The organism is Ruegeria sp. BC5 (genome assembly GCF_056539205.1).
This window is the reverse complement of record NZ_JBQFUN010000002.1, coordinates 138,085-161,614: the sequence shown is the minus strand read 5'-3', so window position 1 is coordinate 161,614 and position 23,530 is coordinate 138,085. Positions and strand designations below refer to the sequence as shown.

Annotated in this window: 19 protein-coding genes; 12 read left to right on the top strand and 7 right to left on the bottom strand. The window is 57.3% G+C overall.

From position 1 onward, the window contains the following. Window positions 1–247: 247 nt before the first annotated feature. The 6 genes from ACR0LY_RS08875 (at window position 248) to ACR0LY_RS08850 (ending at window position 8,095) form a co-directional block, all read left to right on the top strand. Window positions 248–1,876, top strand: coding sequence for a peptide ABC transporter substrate-binding protein (locus ACR0LY_RS08875; RefSeq protein WP_170349985.1), 1,629 nt, complete (start codon window positions 248–250; stop codon window positions 1,874–1,876). 66 nt (window positions 1,877–1,942) lie between these two features. After that, window positions 1,943–2,866, top strand: coding sequence for an oligopeptide ABC transporter permease OppB (gene oppB, locus ACR0LY_RS08870; protein ID WP_170349984.1), 924 nt, complete (start codon window positions 1,943–1,945; stop codon window positions 2,864–2,866). Window positions 2,867–2,876: 10 nt separating this feature from the next. After that, window positions 2,877–3,806, top strand: a complete 930-nt coding sequence (locus ACR0LY_RS08865) for an ABC transporter permease subunit (protein ID WP_170349983.1) — start codon at window positions 2,877–2,879, stop codon at window positions 3,804–3,806. A 1-nt stretch (window position 3,807) separates the two neighbouring features. After that, window positions 3,808–5,613 (top strand): ABC transporter ATP-binding protein, encoded by a 1,806-nt coding sequence (locus ACR0LY_RS08860; protein WP_170349982.1) that lies wholly within the window; start codon window positions 3,808–3,810, stop codon window positions 5,611–5,613. A 305-nt stretch (window positions 5,614–5,918) separates the two neighbouring features. Next, the gene (galU, locus tag ACR0LY_RS08855; RefSeq protein ID WP_170349981.1) at window positions 5,919–6,812 is read left to right on the top strand and encodes a UTP--glucose-1-phosphate uridylyltransferase GalU; all 894 of its coding nucleotides are present in this window, start codon (window positions 5,919–5,921) and stop codon (window positions 6,810–6,812) included. Between the two features lie 206 nt (window positions 6,813–7,018). Then, window positions 7,019–8,095 (top strand): DUF2793 domain-containing protein, encoded by a 1,077-nt coding sequence (locus ACR0LY_RS08850; protein ID WP_170349980.1) that lies wholly within the window; start codon window positions 7,019–7,021, stop codon window positions 8,093–8,095. 33 nt (window positions 8,096–8,128) lie between these two features. Here the strand turns inward: ACR0LY_RS08850 and fcl are convergent, their stop codons facing one another. From fcl to ACR0LY_RS08835, 3 genes are all read right to left on the bottom strand, one after another. Continuing rightward, window positions 8,129–9,106, bottom strand: coding sequence for a GDP-L-fucose synthase (fcl, locus tag ACR0LY_RS08845; RefSeq protein WP_170349979.1), 978 nt, complete (start codon window positions 9,104–9,106; stop codon window positions 8,129–8,131). A gap of 10 nt (window positions 9,107–9,116) precedes the next feature. Further along, on the bottom strand, window positions 9,117–10,241 hold the full coding sequence (gmd, locus tag ACR0LY_RS08840; RefSeq protein WP_170349978.1) for a GDP-mannose 4,6-dehydratase: 1,125 nt from the start codon (window positions 10,239–10,241) through the stop codon (window positions 9,117–9,119). 141 nt (window positions 10,242–10,382) lie between these two features. Continuing rightward, window positions 10,383–11,264 (bottom strand): phytanoyl-CoA dioxygenase family protein, encoded by an 882-nt coding sequence (locus ACR0LY_RS08835; RefSeq protein ID WP_170349977.1) that lies wholly within the window; start codon window positions 11,262–11,264, stop codon window positions 10,383–10,385. 103 nt (window positions 11,265–11,367) lie between these two features. Here ACR0LY_RS08835 and ACR0LY_RS08830 point away from each other — a divergent pair, with 103 nt between their 5' ends. Next, on the top strand, window positions 11,368–12,258 hold the full coding sequence (locus ACR0LY_RS08830) for a LysR family transcriptional regulator (RefSeq protein ID WP_170349976.1): 891 nt from the start codon (window positions 11,368–11,370) through the stop codon (window positions 12,256–12,258). On the opposite strand, the gene ACR0LY_RS08825 is transcribed toward ACR0LY_RS08830, so the two are convergent. The 3 genes from ACR0LY_RS08825 to ACR0LY_RS08815 are packed head-to-tail and all read right to left on the bottom strand — an operon-like array spanning window position 12,231 to window position 14,708. Next, window positions 12,231–13,310 carry a helix-turn-helix domain-containing protein gene (locus ACR0LY_RS08825; protein WP_170350135.1) on the bottom strand — a complete coding sequence of 360 codons (1,080 nt, stop codon included), beginning with the start codon at window positions 13,308–13,310 and terminating at the stop codon, window positions 12,231–12,233. The genes ACR0LY_RS08830 and ACR0LY_RS08825 overlap by 28 nt on opposite strands. Before the next feature lie 58 nt (window positions 13,311–13,368). Next, a complete protein-coding gene (locus ACR0LY_RS08820; protein WP_170349975.1) occupies window positions 13,369–14,109 on the bottom strand; it encodes a hypothetical protein in 741 nt (246 codons plus the stop codon). After that, complete coding sequence (locus ACR0LY_RS08815; protein ID WP_254437349.1) at window positions 14,106–14,708, bottom strand: RNA polymerase sigma factor; 603 nt, start codon at window positions 14,706–14,708, stop codon at window positions 14,106–14,108. Before ACR0LY_RS08815 ends, ACR0LY_RS08820 begins: the two co-directional genes overlap by 4 nt. Before the next feature lie 18 nt (window positions 14,709–14,726). Between ACR0LY_RS08815 and ACR0LY_RS08810 the strand changes: the two genes are divergently transcribed. From ACR0LY_RS08810 to ACR0LY_RS08800, 3 genes are all read left to right on the top strand, one after another. Then, complete coding sequence (locus ACR0LY_RS08810) at window positions 14,727–15,665, top strand: c-type cytochrome (RefSeq protein ID WP_170349974.1); 939 nt, start codon at window positions 14,727–14,729, stop codon at window positions 15,663–15,665. Window positions 15,666–15,750: 85 nt separating this feature from the next. After that, window positions 15,751–16,782, top strand: coding sequence for an Ldh family oxidoreductase (locus tag ACR0LY_RS08805; protein ID WP_170349973.1), 1,032 nt, complete (start codon window positions 15,751–15,753; stop codon window positions 16,780–16,782). Between the two features lie 64 nt (window positions 16,783–16,846). Beyond that, window positions 16,847–19,153, top strand: coding sequence for a Tex family protein (locus ACR0LY_RS08800; RefSeq protein WP_170349972.1), 2,307 nt, complete (start codon window positions 16,847–16,849; stop codon window positions 19,151–19,153). A 35-nt stretch (window positions 19,154–19,188) separates the two neighbouring features. Here the strand turns inward: ACR0LY_RS08800 and ACR0LY_RS08795 are convergent, their stop codons facing one another. After that, entirely contained in the window at window positions 19,189–20,448 is a 1,260-nt protein-coding gene (locus tag ACR0LY_RS08795; protein ID WP_170349971.1) for a replication initiation protein, read from the bottom strand. Between the two features lie 580 nt (window positions 20,449–21,028). Between ACR0LY_RS08795 and ACR0LY_RS08790 the strand changes: the two genes are divergently transcribed. Further along, complete coding sequence (locus tag ACR0LY_RS08790; protein WP_170349970.1) at window positions 21,029–22,414, top strand: AAA family ATPase; 1,386 nt, start codon at window positions 21,029–21,031, stop codon at window positions 22,412–22,414. Then, window positions 22,407–23,492 (top strand): ParB/RepB/Spo0J family partition protein, encoded by a 1,086-nt coding sequence (locus ACR0LY_RS08785; RefSeq protein WP_170349969.1) that lies wholly within the window; start codon window positions 22,407–22,409, stop codon window positions 23,490–23,492. Before ACR0LY_RS08790 ends, ACR0LY_RS08785 begins: the two co-directional genes overlap by 8 nt. The last annotated feature ends 38 nt before the right edge of the window (window positions 23,493–23,530 follow it).

The window sequence follows — 23,530 nt, the reverse complement described above, 5'->3', positions numbered from 1 at the left end:
GCTTAAATTGTGGGCACCATCTTTATCCCGATTTGAAATAATGCCACCTTCACCGGCAGTGAAAGGCAACTTTCGCAAACACGTTCCCGACTGCAAACCGAAAGACTGCGACGCGGTGTTCCTTGCGCTCTGAAAAAGCAAAATTCGAACCCGTCCTGGTCTTGTTCAGGGTCGGACAAACAAGGTGGCCTGTACCCATCCTGAAAGGATGCGCGTGCCGGACCCCTAAAAACGGGAGTAGAAAAACATGAACAAGTATATTCGTACATCTCTGGCGGGGTTGTTGACCACGACCATGATCACCGGGGCCGCCTTTGCTGCAGGCACCCATCCTACAACCGGCGAAGCGCTGGCGGATGACCAGACCTTTATCTACCGCCTTGGCGATGAACACAGCTCGGTCGACCCGCAGGTTGTCGAAGATACCTATGGGGCCGAAATCACCCGCGACCTTTTCGAAGGTCTGATGAACCAGGACGAAGACGGCAACCTGGTTCCTGGCGTTGCCACCGGTTACACCACCAACGACACCAAGGATGTTTATACCTTTACACTGCGCGACAACGCCAAGTGGTCGAATGGCGACCCGGTGACCGCAGGTGATTTTGTCTATGCCTGGAAACGCGCTGTCGATCCCGAACTGTCCTCGCCCTATGCCTGGTTCATGGAGCTGATGTCGATCGAGAATGCTGCTGAAATTATTGCCGGGAACAAGCCTATTGACGAGTTGGGCGTCAAAGCCCTCGACGATCACACTCTGGAAGTCACTCTGAGCGCGCCCCTGCCCTATTTCCCGCAGATGACCACGCACTCCACCACCTTCCCGGCCCCGCAGAAAGTGATCGAGGAACATGGTGACGCTTGGACCCGGCCCGAAAACATCGTCTCGAACGGTGCCTATATCTGGACCGAACACCTGCCGCAGGAACGCTCGGTCCGTGAACGTAACGAGATGTATTGGGATAATGAAAACACGATCTTGGACAAAGTCGTGACGCTGGTCATCAACGACGAAAACGTCGCTTTGACCCGCTATCTGGCTGGCGAACTGGACCGCACCGAAGTTCCCGCAGGGCAGTTTCCCCGCATGAGCCAGGAACACCCGGATCAGGCCATCAGCTTCCCGCGCCTGTGTAACTACTATTACACATTCAACCTGACGGAAGACGGTCCCGAAGCGTTCAAGGACCCTAATGTCCGCCAGGCACTGTCACTGGCCGTTGATCGCGAGATCATCACCGAAAAAGTCATGGCTGGTGGCCAGCCGCAGGCTTACACTTTCGCTCCCGAAGCGACCGCTGGATTCACGGTCCCCGAGGTCGAGATGGCCTCGATGACTCAGCCCGAGCGGGATGAACTGGCTAAAGAACTGCTGGCCGGTGCCGGTTACGGCCCCGACAATCCGCTGAGCTTTGAGATGGTCTACAACACCAACGAAGATCACAAGAAAGTTGCCGTGGCGCTGAGCCAGATGTGGAAACAGAAACTGGGCGTGAATGTCGAGCTGGCCAACATGGAATGGAAAGTCTTCCTGGAAGAGCGCGGCAACCAGAACTTCGATCTGGCCCGCGGCGCATGGTGTGGCGACTATAACGAGGCCTCCACCTTCCTGGACCTGCTGCAATCGCAATCAGGCTATAACGACGGCAAGTACAACAATGCCCGCGTTGACGAACTGCTGGCTGAAGCCAAAACCTCGGACGATCCTGCACCTCTGTACACCGAGGTAGAGCGGATCATTGCACAGGAAACGCCTGTGATCCCGATTTACCACTATGCCGGCGTCTACATGATGGACACCGACGTAGGGAACTGGCCGATCAACAACGTCGAGCAGAACTGGTACTCGAAGAACCTCTACAAACGCGCCGAGTAATCGTCTTTGAACCTCGCCCTGTCCCGGATGCAACCGGGGCAGGGCCAATAAACATGGGGGCATGAAATGCTTGCCTATAGTCTGCGGCGACTGCTGGTCGCCATACCGACGATCCTGTTGCTGATCGTCGCCTGTTTCTTTCTTATGCACTTCGCGCCCGGTGGGCCCTTTACCTCGGAACGGCCTCTGCCACCGGCGGTTCTGGCCAATATCGAGGCCCGCTATGGGCTGGATCAACCGCTGTGGAAACAGTTGTGGGATTACCTCTACAACATCGTCGTGCATTTCGATTTCGGCCCGTCCTTCAAGTTCAAGGACCGCGATGTGAACGACATCATCGCACAGGGTTTTCCAATCTCGCTGACCTATGGGTCGCTGTCGTTCCTGGTTGCTACCACCGTTGGTGTGGGTCTGGGGATCGCCGCCGCAATCAAGCACAACAGCTGGATCGACTATTTCGCCGTGGGTCTGGGCATTGCTGCGCAGGCGCTACCGAACTTCATCATGGGCCCGATCCTTATCCTGACTTTCACCCTGTGGCTGGGGCTGCTGCCCGGCGGTGGTTGGAATGGTGGTCAGTGGCAATATCTGATCATGCCGGTCATTGCGCTGGCGACTTCCTACATGGGGTCAATTGCACGGATTACACGGTCGTCGATGCTTGAGGTTCTGAACTCGAACTTCATACGCACCGCGCGTGCCAAGGGCCTGCCGACCAGAACCGTGATCTGGCGCCATGCGTTGAAGCCGACCCTTCTGCCTGTTGTGTCCTATCTTGGGCCGGTCTTTGTCTACGTTCTGACCGGTTCTGTCTTTGTCGACATCTATTTCTCGACCGGTGGATTAGGTCAGGCCTATGTCGGCTCGGCCCTGTCGCGGGACTATGCCGTGCTGTTGGGCGTCACGATCCTTTATGGCGCGCTGACCGTTGTCGTGAACTTGCTGACCGACCTGGCCTATGCCTGGTTCGATCCGAAAATCCGGTACTGAGGGGCTGGCAATGCTTGGAAAATCACAAAAAGCCGCTCAGCTGGCCGGAGACGTAACCGACTATACGGTTATTCAGGGACGTTCGCTGTGGCAAGACGCACGGATGCGTTTTGTTCGAAACAAAGCCGCAATGGCCAGCGTCTTCATTCTGACCATGATCGTCCTGTTCACAATCTTTGGCCCATATTTCGCCGTCTGGAGCAACGAGGAAATCGACTGGAACGTTATGGGGGACGTGGCTGGCATGGGCATGCCCTCAATCGAAACCGGGCACTATTTCGGCGTCGACGATCTGGGACGCGACCTTTACAGCCGCGTCATTCAGGCCACTACAACATCGCTGCTGGTCGGGCTTATCGGGGCGGCAACCGCACTGATTGTCGGAACCTGCTACGGTATCGCCGCCGGATATATCGGCGGGCGCACCGACGGTGTCATGATGCGGTTTGTCGACATCCTGCTGGCGATCCCGGCCACATTGATCGTCATCTTGCTGCTCGTCGTGGCGGGGCGGTCGTTCTTCATGTTGTTCATCGCACTTGGCGCGGTGGGCTGGCTAACCATGGCGCGGATCGTTCGAGGGCAAACCCTGACCCTGAAAAACCGCGAGTTCATCGAGGCTGCCCGCGCTGCTGGTGTCAGCGAGTTCACCATCATGTATCGCCATATCCTGCCAAACCTTTTGGGTGTGGTAATCGTCTATGCCTCGTTGTTGGTGCCGGAAATGATCCTGATGGAAAGCTTCATCTCGTTTCTTGGATTGGGCATTTCGGAACCCTACACGTCCTTGGGTCGTTTGATTGCCGAAGGCGCAGGAACGATGGCTTACGGGACGCTGTGGCAGTTGATGTACCCGCTGACAATCTATGTCGCCATCATCATCTCGATGTTCTTCATCGGCGATGGTTTGCGTGACGCTCTGGACCCGAAGGATCGCTGATATGAGCCTGTTCTCTGTTAAGGACCTGAGCGTCCAGTTCAATACGCCCGATGGTGTGGTCGAGGCCGTCAAAGGCATCAGTTTCGACATCAATCCGGGCGAATGCCTTGGCATCGTGGGTGAAAGCGGGTCAGGCAAAAGCCAGACCTTCATGGCCGCGATGGGATTGTTGCCGCCTGCCGGACGGGCCATGGGGTCCGCTACTCTAAACGGCAAGGAAATCCTGAACCTGCCTATCAACAAGCTGAACAAGATCCGTGGCGATGATGTCGGCATGATCTTTCAGGACCCACTGACCGCGCTGACACCGCATCTGCGGATCGGTCAGCAAATGCGAGAGGTTCTGCAGGTACATGAAGGGCTGCAAGGGTCCGCCGCTCGGGCTCGCTGTCTGGAATGGCTGGATCGCGTCCGCATCCCCGAGGCAAAACGGCGGCTGGATCAATACCCGCACGAATTGTCGGGCGGTATGCGTCAGCGCGTGATGATTGCAATGTCGATGCTGTGCAATCCCAAGCTGCTGATCGCGGATGAACCGACCACGGCGCTGGACGTCACTGTGCAGGCCGACATTCTCGACCTGATGGTGCGCCTGCAAAAGGACGAAGGCACGGCGATTGCCCTGATCACCCATGACATGGGCGTTGTTGCGCGGATGTGCGATCGCATTCAGGTCATGCGTCTGGGTCAGTTTGTCGAGGCCGGAGACACGCGCGAAATCTTCCGCGCACCGCAGCACGAATACACCCGTACTCTGCTAGAGGCGATGCCGCGGATCGATGCTGGCGATGCGCCGAAGGCTTTGGACAAGGTCGAAGACCCGCTATTGAAAGTTGATGACGTCAAGGTCCATTTCCCGATCCACGTGCCGGGTGGCATATTTGGACGCAAGGTGCCATTGAAGGCGGTCGATGGCGTCAGTTTTGACATCCGCAAAGGTGAAACACTGGGTGTTGTAGGCGAATCTGGCTGTGGAAAATCCACTCTAGCAAGGGCGGTTCTTCAACTGATCGAGCCCAGCGGTGGCAATGTCAGCTGGCTGGGCCATCCCATTGTCGGGTTAAAACGGGCCGAGCTGAACAAATACCGCAAAGACTTGCAGATCGTGTTTCAGGACCCGCTGGCCAGCCTCGACCCGCGGATGACGATCTCGGCCTCAATCGCGGAACCGCTCAAGACCTATCGTCCCGATCTGACGGATCGGGAACGAAAGGAAATGGTCGCCGACATGATGGAACGGGTTGGTCTGAAGGCCAACATGATCAACCGTTATCCGCATGAGCTGTCCGGCGGGCAAAACCAGCGGGTCGGCATTGCACGGGCGATGATCAATAAACCCAAGTTGATCATCTGTGATGAGGCGGTTTCGGCGCTGGATGTGTCCATTCAAGCGCAAATCGTGGAATTGTTGCGCGAACTGCAACAAGAGTTCGGCCTGTCGATGATCTTCATCAGCCACGACCTGTCTGTGGTACGTGCGGTCTCGAACCGGATCATGGTTCTGTATCTTGGCCGAATAGTCGAGCTGGGGGATGGAGAGGTGATCTGTTCTGATCCAATCCACCCTTACACAAAATCCCTGATCTCGGCGGTGCCGATCCCGGACCCGGATGTGGAACGCAGCCGACAGCGGTTGAAGCTGCCTGGTGAACTGCCCTCACCCATGGATCCCAAAGCCGCATTGCGGTTTCTTCCCAGCCGGTTGGCCGCAGGTCAGACCGATTATGTGCCGCAGCTGAGCGAGGTGACGCCGGATCATTTCGTGGCCGAACACGACCCGCTGGAAATCATCATGAACGGGGCCTGACCCTGCTGCCCCGAAGCCGTTCACCCGGCTTCGGGGTTTGAATTGGACCCAGTGATTACGGCAACTGTCGGCAAGGCGAATCTATGGCAGGCAGATATCCGTTTCTGCTGCAGATAAGGGCAGAAATCCGCAATGTCGCGCAGGGTATATCCCGATCGTTTTGACTTCTACCGCACCGGGTGGCACCATCCTTTGCAAATGATACGTTGATTGTTACAGAGCGTTGATTGTTCGGACCACAGCGCCTAAGAGACCCGCGTAGTACGCTAACAGTCAGACATTGTTTTAGTAACTTGAGAGGTCAAATGACACGTAAGGTCACAAAGGCGATCTTCCCCGTCGCAGGGCTTGGTACGCGGTTCCTGCCCGCGACAAAGTCGGTCCCGAAAGAGATCATGACGTTGGTCGACCGCCCGTTGGTACAATACGCCATCGACGAAGCGCGTGCCGCCGGCATCACTGAATTCATTTTCGTGACCTCTCGCGGCAAGTCTGCACTAGAAGACTATTTCGATCACAACTTGGTGCTTGAGCAGGAGCTGAAAGCCAAAGGCAAGGAAGACCTGCTGGAAACGCTGAACGCCACCAATATGGAAAGTGGCGCGATTGCCTATATCCGTCAGCACAAAGCGTTGGGTCTGGGTCACGCGGTTTGGTGCGCCCGTCGCCTGATCGGCGACGAGCCTTTCGCGGTAATGTTGCCCGACGACGTGATTGCCGCCGACAAGCCTTGCCTGCAACAAATGATCGAAGCCTATGAAGAAACTGGTGGCAACATGGTGGCGGCCATGGAGGTTCCCGAAGACAAGACCAGCGCTTACGGTGTGTTAGACGTAGGTGAAAATATCGGAACGGTCGTACGCGCCCGCGGCATGGTCGAAAAACCCAAGCCCGAGGATGCGCCCTCGAATCTGGCCGTTATCGGCCGCTACGTGTTGGGGCCGTCGGTATTGTACAATCTGAACCAATTGAAAAGAGGCAGCGGTGGTGAGATTCAACTGACCGACGCGATCGCCGAAGATATTGGCAATGGCGTGCCGGTCTTTGGGTACAAATTCAACGGACAGCGGTTCGACTGCGGCTCAAAATCAGGGTTCCTGCAGGCCACGGTAGCCTTTGCGCTGGCCCGCCAGGACTTGCGCGAGGATCTGAGCCAGTATCTGCGTGACGTTGTGGCGACGGATCAGGCTGCTCAGTAGCAACTTCTGACGACACATCGACCGGGGTATTCCTCGGCACGGCATTTTCACAAGCCGGGGCGCTCAGCGCCTCGGCTTTTTTGATGCTTCTGAAAAGTTAGCAATTGGTTTTTCGGGCGTCCGGCACGTTCAGACGGGATTCATCCACCAAAAGGCAATGTGGCGCGCAATGCAATTGTCGGACCGACAGCCACAGGAGGACGCCCGTGCCACAAAATTCACCCCGATTGAGCCTTCCATTTCTGCAACCTTCACAGGCCCAGAAACACGTCACCCATAACGAGGCGCTGCGACAGCTGGATGTTGTTACCCAGCTAAGCCTGGCCTCGACAAACGCGTCGACTCCACCTGCCGTTCCAGACCAGGGCGAGGTTCACGCATTGGGCATCGCACCAACAGGGGATTGGACGGGTCAGGCCGGAATGTTAGCTGCTTGGCTGGACAACGCCTGGTATTTCGCCGCGCCCGGCACAGGCTGGCGCGCATGGGATGAAAGCACCGGTCAAATGAAAGTCTGGGACGGTGGGGCCTGGATCGATCCCCCGGTGGCGACGCAGAATTTGGACGGAGTGGGTATCGCCACAAGCTATGACAGCACGAACCGCCTGTCGGTAAGATCTCCGGCCACATTGCTCAGCCACGAAGGCGGTGGGCACCAGCTGAAAATCAACAAGGCCGGTGCAGGCGACACCGCGTCCTTACTGTTTCAGTCCAATTGGACCGGCCATGCCGAGATGGGTTTGTCGGGCACTACAGGCTTTTCCATCAAAGTCTCTCCCGATGGCAGCAACTGGACTGACGCACTAAGCTTTAACCCCACGACCGGCATTGCAGATGGCGCGGCAATTCAGGCCAGCCCTGATGATATCACACCCGGGCGCCTGATGCGGGCTGACTACGGTTATGGCCCTGGCAACCTGTTAGGGTCCGTTTCCGAAAATGGCGGTGTACCAGACGGAGCGGTGATCGAGCGGGGCTCAACCCCCAATGGCGACTACGTGCGTTTTGCGGATGGAACGCAGATTTGCACCGTCACCCTGCCCGCAACGGGCTGTATAAATGCTGATGGCGTGCTTTTCGCAAGCGGCGCGGCTGTTTGGGACTTCCCGATGACTTTTGCAACCGGTTCAACCATTTCGGTCAGTGGCAGCGGAGGGGCCAGCAATCGGTTCATCGGCTTTGAAGCCCCGACCGAAACGCAGGTAGGTTTCAAGATTTTGGCCACCAACAGCGATGCGACGGCGCGGACACCAACGGCCATTGCCATTGGCCGCTGGTTCTGACGGAACGAACTGCCCGGGTCCCGACCTGAGCAGTTACTTAGCCCTCAAATCCGCCGCTGCCTGATCCAGGAACCAGGCATAGGTTTCGCGAATGCCGTCTTCCAGCCCTACGCGCGCGCGCCAGCCCATGTCGGCCAGACGGGACACATCCATCAGCTTGCGCATGGTACCGTCCGGTTTGTTGACATCCTGCGTGATCCGACCGGTATAGCCGGTTGTTTTTGCCACCAACGCCGCCAGTTCCGCGATCGAAATATCCTCGCCACAGCCCACGTTGATGTGGCTCAGCATCGGTTGGGTGTTTGCCTCATAAGCATCGCGCGGCAGGTCGAGCACGAACAGCGACGCCTCGGCCATATCATCCACATGCAGGAATTCGCGGCGAGGTTTGCCGGTGCCCCAGATCACCACTTCGTCCAGACCATCGCGCTGCGCCTCATGAAACCGGCGGATCAGGGCGGGTAGAACATGGCTGTTTTCGGGGTGGAAATTGTCACCCGGACCATACAGATTTGTCGGCATGACCGAGCGGTAATCGACCCCGTGTTGCCGATTATAGCTTTCACACAGTTTGATCCCGGCGATCTTGGCAACAGCGTAGGGCTCGTTTGTGGGTTCCAGCACTCCGGTCAGCAACGCATCCTCGCGCATCGGCTGTGGCACGGCACGCGGGTAGATGCACGAACTGCCCAATTGCAGAAGATGTTTCACCCCAGCGGCAAAGGCCTGATGGATCACATTACATTCGATCATCAGGTTGTCGTAAATGAAATCCGCCGGATAGGTATTGTTGGCGTGGATGCCCCCCACCTTGGCAGCAGCAAGGATCACGACATCCGGGCGTTCAGCCTGCATAAAGTCGCGCACGGCGGCCTGATCGGTCAGATCTACTTCGGAATGTGTACGCGTGATCAACTCAAGCGCTTCGCCGGCTGCCTGACGATCCTGCAAACGCCGCAGAATAGCGCCACCTACCATGCCGCGGTGACCTGCTACGTAAATCTTGCGCATGTCGTGTTCCTCAGCCGTTTTCCAGACTTACCGGCAGTTCGTAACCATGCTCTTTCAACAGCGCATGGCGTTTCGCGGTTTTCAGGTCTTCGACAACCATTTCGGCGCACATTTCCTGCACGGTCAGTTCGGGCTCCCAGCCCAGCTTGGTTTTCGCATTCGAGGGATCGCCCAGCAGTGTTTCCACCTCGGCCGGGCGGAAATATTGCGGGTCGATGCGCATGATCACGTCGCCAGGTTTCAAGGCCGGCGCGTTTTCCCCTTCAATCGACGTGACGGTTGCGATTTCATCCACGCCGTCGCCCGAGAATTCCAACGTGATACCCAACTCGGCAGCGGACCATTCGATGAATTGGCGGACCGAATATTGCACGCCGGTAGCAATTACGAAATCTTCGGGATTGTCCTGCTGTAGCATCAACCACTGCATCCGCACGTAGTCTTTCGCGTGGCCCCAATCCCGCAGGCTGTCGATATTGCCCATGTACAGGCAATCTTCGAGACCTTGCGCGATATTGGCCAGACCGCGGGTGATCTTGCGGGTCACAAAGGTTTCGCCGCGGCGCGGGCTTTCGTGGTTAAACAAGATGCCGTTGCAGGCATACATACCATAGGCTTCGCGATAGTTGACGGTGATCCAATAAGAATACAGCTTGGCCACTGCGTATGGCGAACGGGGGTGGAACGGGGTCGTCTCACGTTGCGGCGTTTCCTGGACCAGACCATACAGCTCGGACGTGGACGCCTGATAGAACCGCGTTTTTTTCTCCAGCCCCAGAAAACGGATCGCTTCCAGCAGGCGCAGGGTTCCGATGGCGTCTACATCTGCCGTGTATTCCGGAGATTCAAAACTGACCGCCACATGCGACTGCGCACCCAGGTTGTAAACTTCGTCCGGCTGCACCTCTTGAATGATTCTCGTCAGGTTCGACGTGTCGCTCAGATCGCCGTAATGCAGGTGCAATTTGGGGTTGGGGTCATGAGGATCTTGATAAATGTGGTCGATCCGCTGCGTGTTAAAGGACGACGCCCGGCGCTTAATCCCATGAACTTCATACCCTTTTTCCAGCAGGAATTCGGCCAGATAGGACCCATCCTGCCCGGTAATACCTGTAATCAACGCCTTTTTCGTCATCTTATTTTCCCACGAAATACTGTGTGCATCTTTTCCACCTCAGAAACAGCAAGAACTCGCGGAATGCAACCCAACGCATTAAATCACTGAAAATACTGGCGGCTATTAACCGCCAGCCTGCGTATACATCACTATTTAACGTCAGGACGTCCCGTAGAGCGGCACATTGCTTTTAGCACCATCCGCCAGCGCTTTGCTCTGATCCCGGCGTACTTGTTCGTACAGAGCCAGCGATTGTTCAGAGAAGGCCGCGCTCGGGGGGGCGACATGAACAAAGTTTGACCGTTCGTCCTGACCGCGCACCAACATGGCATAGTCACGATCCGCAACCAGTTGCCGGGCGTTGGGGTTGAGATAGCGGATCGCCAGACCAATTCTGCGATCACCGGATCGGTTCGGACCCGAGCCATGAATAGTCAGCCCGTGATGCAGCGACATTTGCCCAGGGGCAAGTTCGATATGGGTTTTGTCTTCGTCTGCGACATCAACGGCGACTTCCTGCCCGCGCGACAACAGGTTGGTGTCGGAATAGGTGTCGTTATGCGGCAGGATCGGGTTTTTATGACTGCCCTGTACGAAATCCATACAACCGCTTTCGACCGTGGCCGGGGACAGCGCGATCCAGGCGGTCACTTGATCCGGTGTCTCACCCATGCCCCAATAGGTCAGATCCTGATGCATGCCCACCGTGTGTTCGGTATGGGCCTCTTTGACGAAAAACTCGGCGGACCAGACCATGATATCCGGCCCCAATACGCCTTCGACCACATCCAATACCCGCGGGTCCTGTGCCACCCTCGCGGCCAAAGGTATGACCAGATGTGCGTTTACACGCTTGTAGGTGTTCAATGGCAAAGGCAGATCTGCAGATAGCCAGTCGGTCTCGAGTTGTTCGAATTCCGCGCGGATTTCGGCGATCTCATCGGGAGAAAAAACCGTCAGAGGGAACAGAAATCCGTCTTCCCAATATTTCTCGGACTGGTTCACCGTCAGGGCGTGGGGTGAGTTAGCTGATTGCGGCATGAGGCACCTCTTGAATGATGATTCACGCAGGATAGGCCGGAACGCCACAAGGTCAGCGCACAACCTGTTGCCCGTTAGGCTAAGTTCAGCTTAGCCTATTCTCATGTCGTCCCGTATCCCGTCCCTCAACTGGCTGCGCGTGTTCGAGGCCGCGGCCCGCACCGAAAGCTTTGCCCGCGCGGCCACGCAGTTGAACATGTCGGCTGCAGCCGTCAGCCAGCAGGTGAAAGCGCTGGAAACGCGATTGGGCACGCCGCTGTTTCACCGCCACGCCCATGCCGTAACCCTGACCGAGGCGGGGCGGGCTTATCTGCCGTCTGTTCAACAATCGCTGCTGATGTTGGAAACCGCCACCACGGGGCTGTTCGGTGAAACGCGGGAACAGCGGTTGTTTGTGCAATCCATTCTGCTTTATGCGCACGGCATTCTGGCCGGTGGGCTGCCAGACTTTCACGCGTCGCACCCGCAGATCAGCCTGTCCTTGACCACCGGCAATCTGGTTTCAGATTTCGCCAACCAGTTCACCGATTTGCAGATCGTTTTCGGCAATCCGACACTCTATGGCGCGGACAGTGATGTGTTGTTGCATGAACGCCTGTATCCCGTAGCCCCGCCAAATATCGCCAATCAGATTCACCACCCCCAAGATCTGTTCCGTTTCCCTTTGATCGAGGTTTCGACTCACCGCGCCAGTTGGCTGCATCTGTTCGAGACCTTACGTCTGCCGACAGGTCAGGCGCGGTTTTTCTTTGCGGACAACTCCCTGATAGCGGCCGAGATATCGGCCAGCGGCGGTGGCATCGCACTGGCCCGCGCGCCCGCATCAGATCGGATCATGGAAATGTCGGGCCTTGTCCCCTGCCTGCCTGACATTCAAGTGGCAGGTCACGAAACCTACCATCTGGTCTATCCATCCCGCGCAGCCCTGCGGCCACCGGCGCGTGCCTTTCGCGAATGGCTGCTGGATCACAATGCGGCGGTCCAGACCCGGTAACGCCCCTGCCCTGTCACCTCGCGGATCAGGCCGCGCCGGGTGAACCGGTCGATATTGCGCTGTACTGCTGCACGTGACGCTTTTGTCAGTTCCTCGGCCAGTGGGGCCGAAACCATGGGCCAGGCGGTCAGAACGTCGATCAACAAAGGCGGTGTCCGCCCGCTCAGCCCGCTGGTTGCCTCGCGCGCGCGTTGTTCCCAAGCGCTGACCCGATCAAGATGCATCAGCGCGGCTAAGGTTGACTGTCCTGCCCCTCTGATCCAGGCCGAAAGCTTTTCGTCTACCTCGCCAACCCCGCGCAGCGCCCCGGGCCCGGACAGCGCCAAAGGCATGAACATCGCCCCGCCCCGCCCCATCGTTGCCGCGTGGCGGGCCGCGATAATTGCGGCTTCGGTATCCTGCCCGATCCCCTGGGACAGCGCGCGCCAGGCATGGAACCCCATGGCCGCCTGCGTCACCGGATGCAAGCCTTCGGCATTGCGCATCACTTCTGCCAGATCGGCCACTGCCTCGGGGATGTCTTCGATACCTTGCGCCATGCGATCCAAAAAGGCGGTCAAGCCAATTTCCCACCCATCCGAAGACGGGCCCGGTCCGGAAGTTAAACGCCGTACCGCCCAACCGGCCCGAAACAAAGCCTGAACGTCATCACCGGTTGCACCGATCCGCAGACCGGTCCACAACGCCAGCCGGTCAACACTGATCCGGTCCCCGGTCCACCAGCCCAGATCGGATACATCCATCAGTGCCAGCCGATGCGTCCATCCATCCGGCCCGGCCCGCAACCTCTCATCCAAAGCACCGAAAATTGCCGCCAGGTCGGCCAGTTCAAAAGACAGCTCGGCCTGAGCCGCACGCCAATCGCGCGGATCGAACAGCAAACGGCGATCCACTTTCGGGCCTGGGGGCAAAAAATCCTCGACCGCCTCTTCATCCTCGGGCGGCAGAAACCACAAGTCATCGTCTTCGGGCGGGTCCACATCATAGATACTGGGAGGGCCTACCGCATCGGCGTCCTCATCCGGATCAGGCATGACGGGCTTTTTCTTCATACCCATTATATTTCGAGGATTTGCCCCGCTTCACAAGGCGTTTTTGCGCATTACGCGTTTAACCCGCAAATCTTTCAGTAAGAAAATCCAGCTGACTGCTCAGATCGGTCTGATCGTTGCTGCCGATCAGCATGTAGCCATATCCGTCCTGCGTCCAGTTGGCTGTGGCCAATCCGCTCAGCACGGCCTGTTGCACGTCCTTGTTCGGCGCGCCCTCACCCTGTCGGATGACACAAAAGGCAAAGGGCCGACCTTCCGCATCGGCAAACACCACCTGAACCAACGGCTTGCCCTTAAATGACAGGACCTGCGCGCGTTTCAGCTCCATCCCCGGCAGGGTTTCAAGCTCTTCGCGGTTCAACGACCGACCCAGCTGTGCCTCAGCCTGCGCGAACTGCTCGTCTAAAGCCTGAGAGGAACTGTCCAGCGACGCAATCGTCTCTGGCACATACAACGACTGATAAATCGCTGCCTGTTGAACCCAGCCCAGCGGCTCGGGACGGGTCGCCCAAAAGGTCGCCGACGCAGCAACGACCGCGACCGAAGCCGCAACGGCAAGCAGACGCAGCCCACCACCGGCTCGCACGACCGGGACCACCGGCTGGGGCAAATCAACCTGGGGCGTTTCCACTGGCACACGTTCGAAAACCGCCTGCACCACAGGTGCGAACGGGTCCAGCGCCATCAGGCGCTGTTCCAATGCGGGATCCGCCTCAACCGCGCTTTCGATCGCGGCGGCTTCGGCCTCATCCAGTTTGTCTTCCAGATACGCCAACAGCGTCTCGTCGGAAAACTTCATTTGCCACTCCGTCGAACGGTGTCTGCCGCCTCATGCTGCATCACAGTTTTCAGTTTCTGCCGGGCATTGGACAACCGGCTCATGATAGTTCCTATCGGCACCTCCAGCAACGCGGCAGCTTCGCGGTAGCTATAGCCCTCGACGAACACAAGCACGACCGTCTCCCGCTGCGCCTCTGGCAGCTGCATCACTTGTGTAAACACTTCAGTGGCGAAAATATTCGTTTCTGAATCGTTTCCGGGTGCAATTAAGTCTGCTTCGGGTGTCACGGACAGCGCTTGCGCCTTGCGAACCGAACGCGCCCGTACCTCATTCAACCAGATCGAGCGGCAGATCGTCATCAGCCAGCTATCCAGCCGGTCATGTGACGTGACCTGGTGGTGTCGCTCCAACGCGCGCAGACATGTGGATTGTAGCAGATCGTCGGCCACGTCGGATGCGCCGGACAGTGCCAGCCCAAACCGCCAGACGCGTTTCGAATGCATCTGGATCGCGCCGCGCACGGCCTGTTCCGAACTAATCTCACCACCCATCGAATAAATCGCGACCTGTGTGTGTTTGCTTTCCACGGACCGGGCCCGCGGGGTCAGGACTGACATAACCCGAGGAGGAAAGAAATGAAACTTCTGTTGAAGGCAGTCACGATTGCGTCGGCAATTGTTGCAACCCCGGCGCTGGCGGACGGCTGGACCCTTGTCCCCGAAGGATCGCATCTGGCCTATGGGACCATCAAGAAAGACACCGTGGGCGAGGTCAATTCCTTCACCAACCTCAGCGGTCATGTCAGCCCAGACGGCAAGGCCGAGATTCAGATCGACCTGTTCTCGGTCGAAACCAATATCGACATCCGTAACGAACGTATGATCGAGTACGTGTTTCGCAAAGCAGGTACTGCGGCGCTGACGGCCACGTTTGACATGGCCGAAGTCTCAAGTCTGGGTATTGGCGAAACCACCACCGTCGACGCCGAGGCCATGTTGTCTTTGGCCGGAACCGATGTGGCCTTTGACGCCGAGATGTTTGTGGCCCGCCTTTCTGAGTCCTCGGTGATGGTGTCGACCAACGACATGGTGTTCATCAGCGCCGAAGACGCAGGCGTCAATGCTGGGGTCGAAAAACTGATGGAGCTGGCCAGCCTGCCCGGCATCACTCGCACGGTTCCGGTGACGGCCCGGCTGATCTTCAACTTGGATGGCGAACAGGCCTCGGTTGCCCCTGCTGCCCCGGTTGCCGTCGCCGCAGTGGAAGGAGACATCAAGGCGGGTAAGAAAGTGTTCCGCAAATGCAGCGCCTGCCACAAGCTCGAGCAAGACCGCCACACTGTCGGTCCGTCACTGCACGGAGTTATCGGCGCCACGGCCGGACAGGCGGACGGGTTCCGGTATTCGGCCCAATTGCAAGAGTCGGGCATTGTCTGGACCGCTGACACCCTGACCGCGTTCCTTTCTGACCCGCGCAGAACGATTCCCGGTAACAAGATGCAGTTTTCCGGCCTGAAAAAAGATGAAGATATCACCAACCTGATCGCCTATCTGCAGGCCGAAGCGCAGGGCTGAACCCGAACCCGGCGAAAACCGGGTTCCCTTTGCCCGCTCTGCCACGCTATCCCTTGTCTCAGCCACGATGAGGGAGACGCAGGGCATGAGCGAAACGGTCAAATTGTCATTGGACGAAATCCGAGACCTCAGCCTTTCTATTTTGACCACGTCTGGTTTCGGGCCGGATCATGCCGCAGCGATCGCCGATACGCTAACCACCTGTCAAATCGACGATTGCCAATCACATGGATTGTTCCGCCTGTTCATGTGCGCCGACACGATAAATGCGGGTCAGATCGACGGGCATGCAGAGCCAGTCCTTGAACCGTCGGATAACGCAGTCGTTCGGGTTGATGCGCAGGGCGGGATGTCCCTGCTGGCGTTCGAAAAAGCGCTGCCGGTTTTGATCGAGAAAACCCGCACCCACGGCATCGCCGCCATGGCGATCAACCGGTGTTTCCATTTCTCGGCACTCTGGCCCGAGGTGGAGCGTCTGTCCGCGGTCGGTCTGACGGCGATGGCGATGGGCCCAAGCCACGCCTGGGTCGCCCCCGCCGGTGGCACGCGCGGCAGCCTTGGCACCAACCCGCTGGCCTTCAGCTGGCCTCGCCAGAATAAAGACCCGTTTACCTTCGATTTCGCCACCAGCTCCTTTGCCCGGGGAGAGATCGAACTGTACCACCGCGCAGGCAAGCCCCTGCCCGAAGGTGTCGCCATCGACAAACACGGCAACCCGACCACCGATCCACAGGCCGCGATGGACGGTGCGATGCTGACCTTTGGCAGCTACAAGGGCTCGGCCCTGTCGATTATGATCGAACTGCTGGCCGGTCCACTAATCGATGATCTGACCAGTCTGGAAAGCATGGAATTCGCCGATGGCGCCGGCGGCGCACCTTATCACGGGGAAATCCTGCTGGCCTTCGATCCTGCGCAATTCAGCGGCGGTCGAGTCGATGAGAATGATACCCGTGCCGAACGTCTGTTTGCCGATATCACTGACCAGGGCGCCCGCCTGCCCTCGCAAAGGCGCTTTGCCGCGCGGGCCCGCAACACTGAACGCGGCTTCGTCGAAATAGCCAAAACACTGTACGTCGACTTGCAGGCTTTGGCCGAAAAGGCCCAGGCGCGCTAAAGCCCCTTTCCCTTGGCGATGCGGCTGGCTAAGAAGTCCCTCCAGACATATTCAGGAGGCCCCTTTGGACCGCATCGCCCGCACCATCGCCACCGAAATCAATGCCCGCCCCGAACAGGTGGGGGCCGCGGTGAAATTGCTGGACGAAGGGGCCACCGTGCCTTTTGTCGCCCGCTACCGCAAAGAGGTGACGGGTGGGCTGGACGACACCCAACTGCGCACCCTTTCTGACCGCCTGACCTATTTACGCGAACTGGAAGCGCGGCGCGAGACGATCCTTGGCTCGATCAAGGACCAGGGCAAGCTGACCGACGATCTGGTCAAGTCCATCGCACAGGCCGATACCAAGGCGCAGCTGGAAGACATTTACCTGCCCTACAAACCCAAGCGCCGCACCAAGGCGATGATTGCCCGCGAGAATGGGTTGGAACCGCTGGCGGATGCCATTCTGGCGGATCGGTCGGCTGACCCAGAAATTCTGGCGCAGGGATATGTCACCGAAGCAGTGGCAACCGTCAAGGACGCGCTGAACGGCGCGCGTGACATCATCACCGAACGGCTGACCGAAAACGCCGCCCTACTGGGTGAGCTGCGCAATTTCATGCAGCGCGAGGCCCTGCTGACTTCAAAAGTAATTGAAGGCAAGGAACAGGAAGGCGCGAAGTTCAGCGACTATTTCAGCCATTCGGAGCTTTGGGCAAAAGCCCCGTCGCATCGTGCGTTGGCGATGCTGCGGGCCTCGAAAGAGGGGATCGTGACACTGGATATCGCGCCCGATCCCGAAACCGGTGCCGCCCGTGCCGAAGCGATTGTCGCCGCGCACCTTCACACACGTGGAGACGGTCCCGGAGATCTGTGGCTACGTAAAGTGGCGGGTTGGACTTGGCGGGTTAAGCTGTCGCTGTCGATGATGGTCGAGCTGATGGCGGATCTGCGCGGCCGAGCGCAGGATGAAGCAATTGATGTTTTCTCGCGCAATCTCAAAGACTTACTATTTGCTGCACCGGCGGGTGCCAAGGCAACCCTGGGTCTGGACCCCGGCATTCGAACTGGCGTCAAAGCTGCGGTGGTTGATGCCACAGGTAAAGTGGTCGCGACCGATACGCTTTATCCGTTTCAACCTAAGAACGATCTACGCGGCGCGCAGGCCGCCATTCTGAACCTGATCGCTGCGCACGAAATTGAACTGATCGCCATCGGCAATGGCACCGCCAGCCGGGAAACCGAGAAACTGGTGGGTGATACGCTGAAACTGCTGCCAAAAGCTGTTTCGGCCCCGACCAAGGTTGTTGTGTCCGAGGCTGGCGCATCGGTCTATTCCGCCTCAGAACTGGCCGCGCGCGAATTCCCCGATCTTGACGTGTCGTTACGCGGTGCGGTTTCCATCGCTCGTCGGCTGCAGGACCCGCTGGCCGAACTGGTTAAGATCGAACCTAAATCTATTGGGGTCGGCCAATACCAGCATGACGTGGACCAGCACAGGCTGTCGCAATCTTTGGCCTCTGTGATCGAAGATGTGGTGAACGCGGTGGGGGTTGATTTGAACACGGCCTCGGCCCCCCTGCTCTCTCATGTCTCGGGGTTGGGGCCCGGCTTGGCCGAAGCAATTGTCATGCATCGCGACATGAATGGCGCATTTCAATCACGTAAAGAGCTGCTGAAGGTCGCCCGCCTTGGCCCGCGCGCTTATGAGCAAAGTGCAGGCTTTTTGCGCATACGCGACGGATCGGAACCTCTGGACGCATCGTCGGTTCACCCCGAGGCCTATAACGTGGCCCGCCGGGTTGTTTCGGCCTGCGGGCGCGACATCCGTCAGATCATGGGTCACGACGGAGCGCTAAAGGGGTTACGCGCAGAACAATTCGTCGACGACACCTTCGGCTTGCCGACCGTGCGCGACATCTTTGCCGAGCTGGAAAAGCCCGGTCGCGACCCTCGCCCCAGTTTTGTCACCGCCTCGTTCACCGACGGTGTCGAAGAGATCACCGACCTGAAACCGGGCATGGTGTTGGAAGGCACAGTGACAAATGTCGCCGCCTTTGGCGCTTTTGTGGATATCGGGGTGCATCAGGACGGGCTGGTCCATGTCAGTCAATTGGCCGACCGCTTCGTCAAAGACCCGCACGAGGTGGTCAAGACCGGACAGGTCGTCAAGGTCACTGTGGTCGAGGTGGATGTTCCCCGCAAGCGGATTGGCCTAACCATGCGCAAGGATGGCGGAACATCAGCTCGCGAAGATCGGGCCAGTCGAGGACCAAAAAAGAACACTGGCCTGTCAAAACCCAAAGGATCGCAACGCGCAAAATCTGATAGTAAAGCGCATAACAGCGCATTTGCGGATGCGTTGAAATCTGCGATGAAGGACCGTTGATGAAAACGGGCATTCACAGCCTTTGCCTTTGACGCCTAGGCGAAGGCGTCCGGCTCAAGCTCTTCCCAAAAATCAAAGATGGCATTGGCGTTCAGACCAGAACGCCAGCCATGGGCGCGGAAGTGTTCCCGGTCCAGATCATTGTCGAGCCCTGCCATAAACAAGCGTTTGTCTGCATCCCGCTGGGTTGGGTTTCGCCGCGAAACCAGTTCTTCAACGATAGACAGCTTTCGCGACCGCTCGGTACGCTCAGCCACTCGGGCTGCGTAAGCCTGATCTTCTAGCGCCTTCTCAACGTCCCGTACGCGCGCGGCCTCGACGGCCTCGGGGCTGGGTTCAGGCAGAGAATCGTTTTCCGGCGGTTGATAGTCGTCGCGCAAGGCGGCGGACAAATATCCAACCGTTGATTTCACATCCCCCTGCCCGCTTACATAATCCAATTTTTGCTGCACATAGTCTTCGCCATGTTCCGCAATCCACTGTCGCGCCAACCGGTCGGACACCCCTTGCTTACGGAGCGTCTTGTAAACTTGCAGATTGCGGACGCCATCGCTGTCATCGATTTCGAACATCGCCTTCTGTGGATTACCTTTGATCAGAAACCGGATATCCGTAACCGTGCGGCCCTTTTTTTGAAACTGTGGCTCTATCAGTATGTCCGAACTTTTATTCACCTCAGCCACGGCGGGTTTGATGATCTTGGCGTTGAGGTGTTTGAAGCTGCCGTAATAGTCGCTGCCGTCTACCCCCATGAGTTTGCGGAACACGTCCAGCGCCCACCAACCCGTAGAACCGGTTCTGACGAACCTATAACAATTCTCATACAGCGCCAGGCCATGCCCAGAGCTAAAGTTCCTTTGGATCTGCACATTGATCAGGGCATAGATTTTCGGATCATAAAGCTTTTGGGCCAGCGCCGGGGAGTAGGCGTATTCACAGACCCCGTTCTTCAGCTTGGCGAAGCTGAGCAATGAGGACACGCCCCACTCTTGTCTGCCCTGCTCATCCAACATGTCCCATTCCGCGACGGTTTCGGCCAGCGCTCGCAAACTCGCCCGCAGCGTATCGAAGTCGTTTGAATTATAGCCGACCATCATCGCAAGCGTCCGCGCGTCGATAGTATGTGTCTGCGCCGAGGTTAGTGCGTCATACGCGTTCAACAACAGGACATTCGAGAGCTTACGCTGCAAAAGCGTAAGCTTGCCGCTGATGTGAATCGCGGCGACGTTTTTCTTAACCGTCTCCCGGCGCAATGCACCAGAGAGCTGATCCATATCCAATTGTGTATCCGGCATGATTCTGCCTGGCTGCTCGTTTTGGTATTTCTTGCACAAAAAGTACCCATGGATCAATTCTATTTGGGTACCCAAATACAGGAAAGAGGGAATCCTGTATCTGGGTACCTGACCTGAAAATCCTCGCAGTTATCCACAGAACCGGATCGAGGGTCGCCCAATTAGAGGGTTTTACATGTACTGCGACCCGGCGAAAAACGAAAATTTAGGGTCTAATCTGGTCGAAATTTCAGCGTCCTGCGAATCGGCCCCCTTCTTCCTGAAACTCGGCACTCAGCAACCTGTAGACGGGTACCTTTGATACCGGAATCTGGTCCCTTTCATACCGTAAACAGGTTCTAAAGTGAGTTTAATTCTTTGGTTTTAAACACTATTTTTCTTGTAAAGTCTCTAAAACATCTAAAATAAATAAACTCTTTGTTAGCTTTGGTGTTGCCTATTTTACTGGTTTCGTGACGAAACCCACTCAGAGGGGCTTATTCTGTGGAAAACTCTCACTCTGAGGATAGCGTCATTAGAAAATGTTCGCTATGTTGGGCAATATACGCCGCTAAGGCGAACATTACCCGAGGCATCGACAGTGAATAAATCTAACCAACCTCCTCTGCCGCCCTATTTGAATCTGGATCCAGAGCTAGCAGCGCAAAAGTTGCCTGATCCTATCGGAACTTCTCGATTCGCCAAAGCGGCTACATTCTGCGCAAAAGGGCGCGAAGACCTGGCGCGACGTGGGTATGCTCCGGACGGGGAAAAAAGACTGCGTAGATTTTCCATCTGGGAGATCACCAAATACCTGATCCCAGTTGCACCTGCGCATCTGCGACGTGTGCTCAAAGCCAATCCCGAATTGCCGCAGGGTGAAGGCGAGGCTGGCTCCAAGTGGTTTTCGCTGGAGGAAGTACTGACCCTCCGACAACACTTTGCAGCCGAGGGTGTGAGCACCAAGGAATATCTGCCGTACCGACCAGATGGCCTTCCTGCAAAGGTGGTTGCTGTGGCCAATTTCAAAGGGGGTGTAGGTAAGACATCTACTGCCGCGCATCTGGCAATGTCAGCTGCGCTGGACGGATATAAAGTATTGGTTATAGATCTGGACAGCCAGGGATCGATGACCTCAATTCTAGGTGGGAGTGTTGCAGATGAATGGCAAACGGTTTTTCCACTTATAGCCAAAGATTACGCGCGTGCCGTACAAGAGGAAAACCGGGTCCGCAATGCGGCTGGGCAGCCTGAAATCCCCCTGGATGAAACGCTGCAAGAAGCGCTCAATACCTTGCCCCGCGATGTTATTCAGAAAACGCATTGGCCCAATATCGACCTGATTGGCGCCCAGTTGAACCTGTATTGGGCCGAGTTTCAGATACCCGTTTGGCGCATGGGTTTGCGCAGTTGGCCGCTTTGGGATGGTTTGACCAACTTTCTGCAGGATGAAGGAGTGTTGAACGACTACGACATTGTTTTCCTCGATACGCCTCCTGCACTTGGGTACCTAACGATCAACGCGCTGGCTGCAGCTGATATTTTGCTTGTGCCGTTGGGGGCCTCGTTTCTTGAATTTGATTCAACGGGCCGGTTCTTTGACATGCTCTACACGACTTTTGCCAGCATCGAGGACGGTGAGAACGCGGCGCAAAGGGCGGCTGGTTTACCCGAGCTCAAGTTTGAATGGGACGTGGTCAGGGCCATAATCACTCGGTTTGATGCCAGCCAGCAAACCGATATGGCAAATGTGATTCAGGCCTATTTCGGGGACTTCATGAATGCATACCGTCAGGACTATACCGCTCTGGTTGGCCAGGCGGGTGAGCAGGTCAACGGTATCTACGAAGCGGATTACAGGGACTTCAATCGCGATACGTATGTACGAGGTCGGGAAACATTCGACCGGACCTATGCCGAATTCAAGCAGGTCTTGATCGGCTGCTGGTGGCGCGACGCTCAGATGGAAGGAAACGCAGATGGCTAAACGCAGAAGACTGACCGCTCCGGACACGTCAGAATTGGAACAGCTTGAGGCTGGTTTCGCGGCGAAACCGTCGATCAGCCCGTTTGAAACCAAGTCATCGACGCCTCCGATTGCACAGGTCGCGGCTGAGGCTGCAACGCTCAACGGCATGGCAGCGGTGACCGATCGCCTTGCTCTGGCGCAGGATCAAGGTGATGCAGCTCGATGGCGCGATGCGCAGGATGCCGGACTGGTGGCGGAAATGCTATCGCTGGATCAGATTGATGCCGATTTCATTCGTCGCGACCGGATGGTTGAAGATGAAGAAGCCATGGCAGAACTTTTGGAGTCCTTGCGCGTTCACGGGTTGCGCACACCAATTGAGGTCACGCGTGACGGCGAAGGTTACGGGTTGATTTCTGGCTTCCGACGATTGAATGCCTTCCGGCGCCTGGCCGAGACCGATCCGCGGTTTTCTGAAATCCCAGCCTTTGTCCGAGAGGCTGGTTCGGGGCAGGGCGCCTATGTCTCAATGGTCGAGGAAAACGAACTTAGGGCAAATCTCAGCCCTTATGAACGTGGACGCATTGCGGTTTTAGCCGCGGGACAGGGGGTATTTGCATCGACCGAAGCCGCTGTTGACGTTTTGTTTGCTGCTGCGTCCAAGGCAAAACGATCCAAGGTTCGTAGTTTTGCGGTGGTACACGAAGCACTTGGTGACTTGTTGCAGCACCCGGTCGCCCTGTCCGAAAAATCAGGACTGAAACTAGCGGCCGCATTGCGGGAGGGGGCACAACCCCAATTGCGTCAGGCTTTGGCCGAGGTGGGCGAGCTGGACCAAAAATCGGAATGGGCGTTGCTGGAAGCCGCCCTAAAGACGTCACCTGCCCCTGTGAAAGACAAGGCGAGGGGAGGGCGTCCGCAACAGGTTCAGCGCCTGGCTCCGGTGGCGTTGACCGGAGGCAGCGACATTCTGGCCGAAGTGTCCGCAGGCGAATTACGCCTTCGTATTCGTGGAATGGATATCCCTGCCGAAGACGCGCAGAACATCGTTGAACGGTTGGCCGATTACCTGCGTGAGTTTCGCGGCAAAACATAAAGCGGGAAGGTGAGATAGGACCGCAAAATCAGACCCGC

What these genes read in the sequence shown, in the direction of transcription:
- ACR0LY_RS08875 (WP_170349985.1), top strand. Translation starts at nt 248, where the DNA reads ATGAACAAGTATATTCGTACATCTCTGGCGGGGTTGTTGACCACGACC.
- oppB (WP_170349984.1), top strand. Translation starts at nt 1,943, where the DNA reads ATGCTTGCCTATAGTCTGCGGCGACTGCTGGTCGCCATACCGACGATC.
- ACR0LY_RS08865 (WP_170349983.1), top strand. Translation starts at nt 2,877, where the DNA reads ATGCTTGGAAAATCACAAAAAGCCGCTCAGCTGGCCGGAGACGTAACC.
- ACR0LY_RS08860 (WP_170349982.1), top strand. Translation starts at nt 3,808, where the DNA reads ATGAGCCTGTTCTCTGTTAAGGACCTGAGCGTCCAGTTCAATACGCCC.
- galU (WP_170349981.1), top strand. Translation starts at nt 5,919, where the DNA reads ATGACACGTAAGGTCACAAAGGCGATCTTCCCCGTCGCAGGGCTTGGT.
- fcl (WP_170349979.1), bottom strand. Translation starts at nt 9,106, where the DNA reads ATGCGCAAGATTTACGTAGCAGGTCACCGCGGCATGGTAGGTGGCGCT.
- gmd (WP_170349978.1), bottom strand. Translation starts at nt 10,241, where the DNA reads ATGACGAAAAAGGCGTTGATTACAGGTATTACCGGGCAGGATGGGTCC.
- ACR0LY_RS08835 (WP_170349977.1), bottom strand. Translation starts at nt 11,264, where the DNA reads ATGCCGCAATCAGCTAACTCACCCCACGCCCTGACGGTGAACCAGTCC.
- ACR0LY_RS08830 (WP_170349976.1), top strand. Translation starts at nt 11,368, where the DNA reads ATGTCGTCCCGTATCCCGTCCCTCAACTGGCTGCGCGTGTTCGAGGCC.
- ACR0LY_RS08825 (WP_170350135.1), bottom strand. Translation starts at nt 13,310, where the DNA reads ATGAAGAAAAAGCCCGTCATGCCTGATCCGGATGAGGACGCCGATGCG.
- ACR0LY_RS08820 (WP_170349975.1), bottom strand. Translation starts at nt 14,109, where the DNA reads ATGAAGTTTTCCGACGAGACGCTGTTGGCGTATCTGGAAGACAAACTG.
- ACR0LY_RS08815 (WP_254437349.1), bottom strand. Translation starts at nt 14,708, where the DNA reads ATGTCAGTCCTGACCCCGCGGGCCCGGTCCGTGGAAAGCAAACACACA.
- ACR0LY_RS08810 (WP_170349974.1), top strand. Translation starts at nt 14,727, where the DNA reads ATGAAACTTCTGTTGAAGGCAGTCACGATTGCGTCGGCAATTGTTGCA.
- ACR0LY_RS08805 (WP_170349973.1), top strand. Translation starts at nt 15,751, where the DNA reads ATGAGCGAAACGGTCAAATTGTCATTGGACGAAATCCGAGACCTCAGC.
- ACR0LY_RS08795 (WP_170349971.1), bottom strand. Translation starts at nt 20,448, where the DNA reads ATGCCGGATACACAATTGGATATGGATCAGCTCTCTGGTGCATTGCGC.
- ACR0LY_RS08785 (WP_170349969.1), top strand. Translation starts at nt 22,407, where the DNA reads ATGGCTAAACGCAGAAGACTGACCGCTCCGGACACGTCAGAATTGGAA.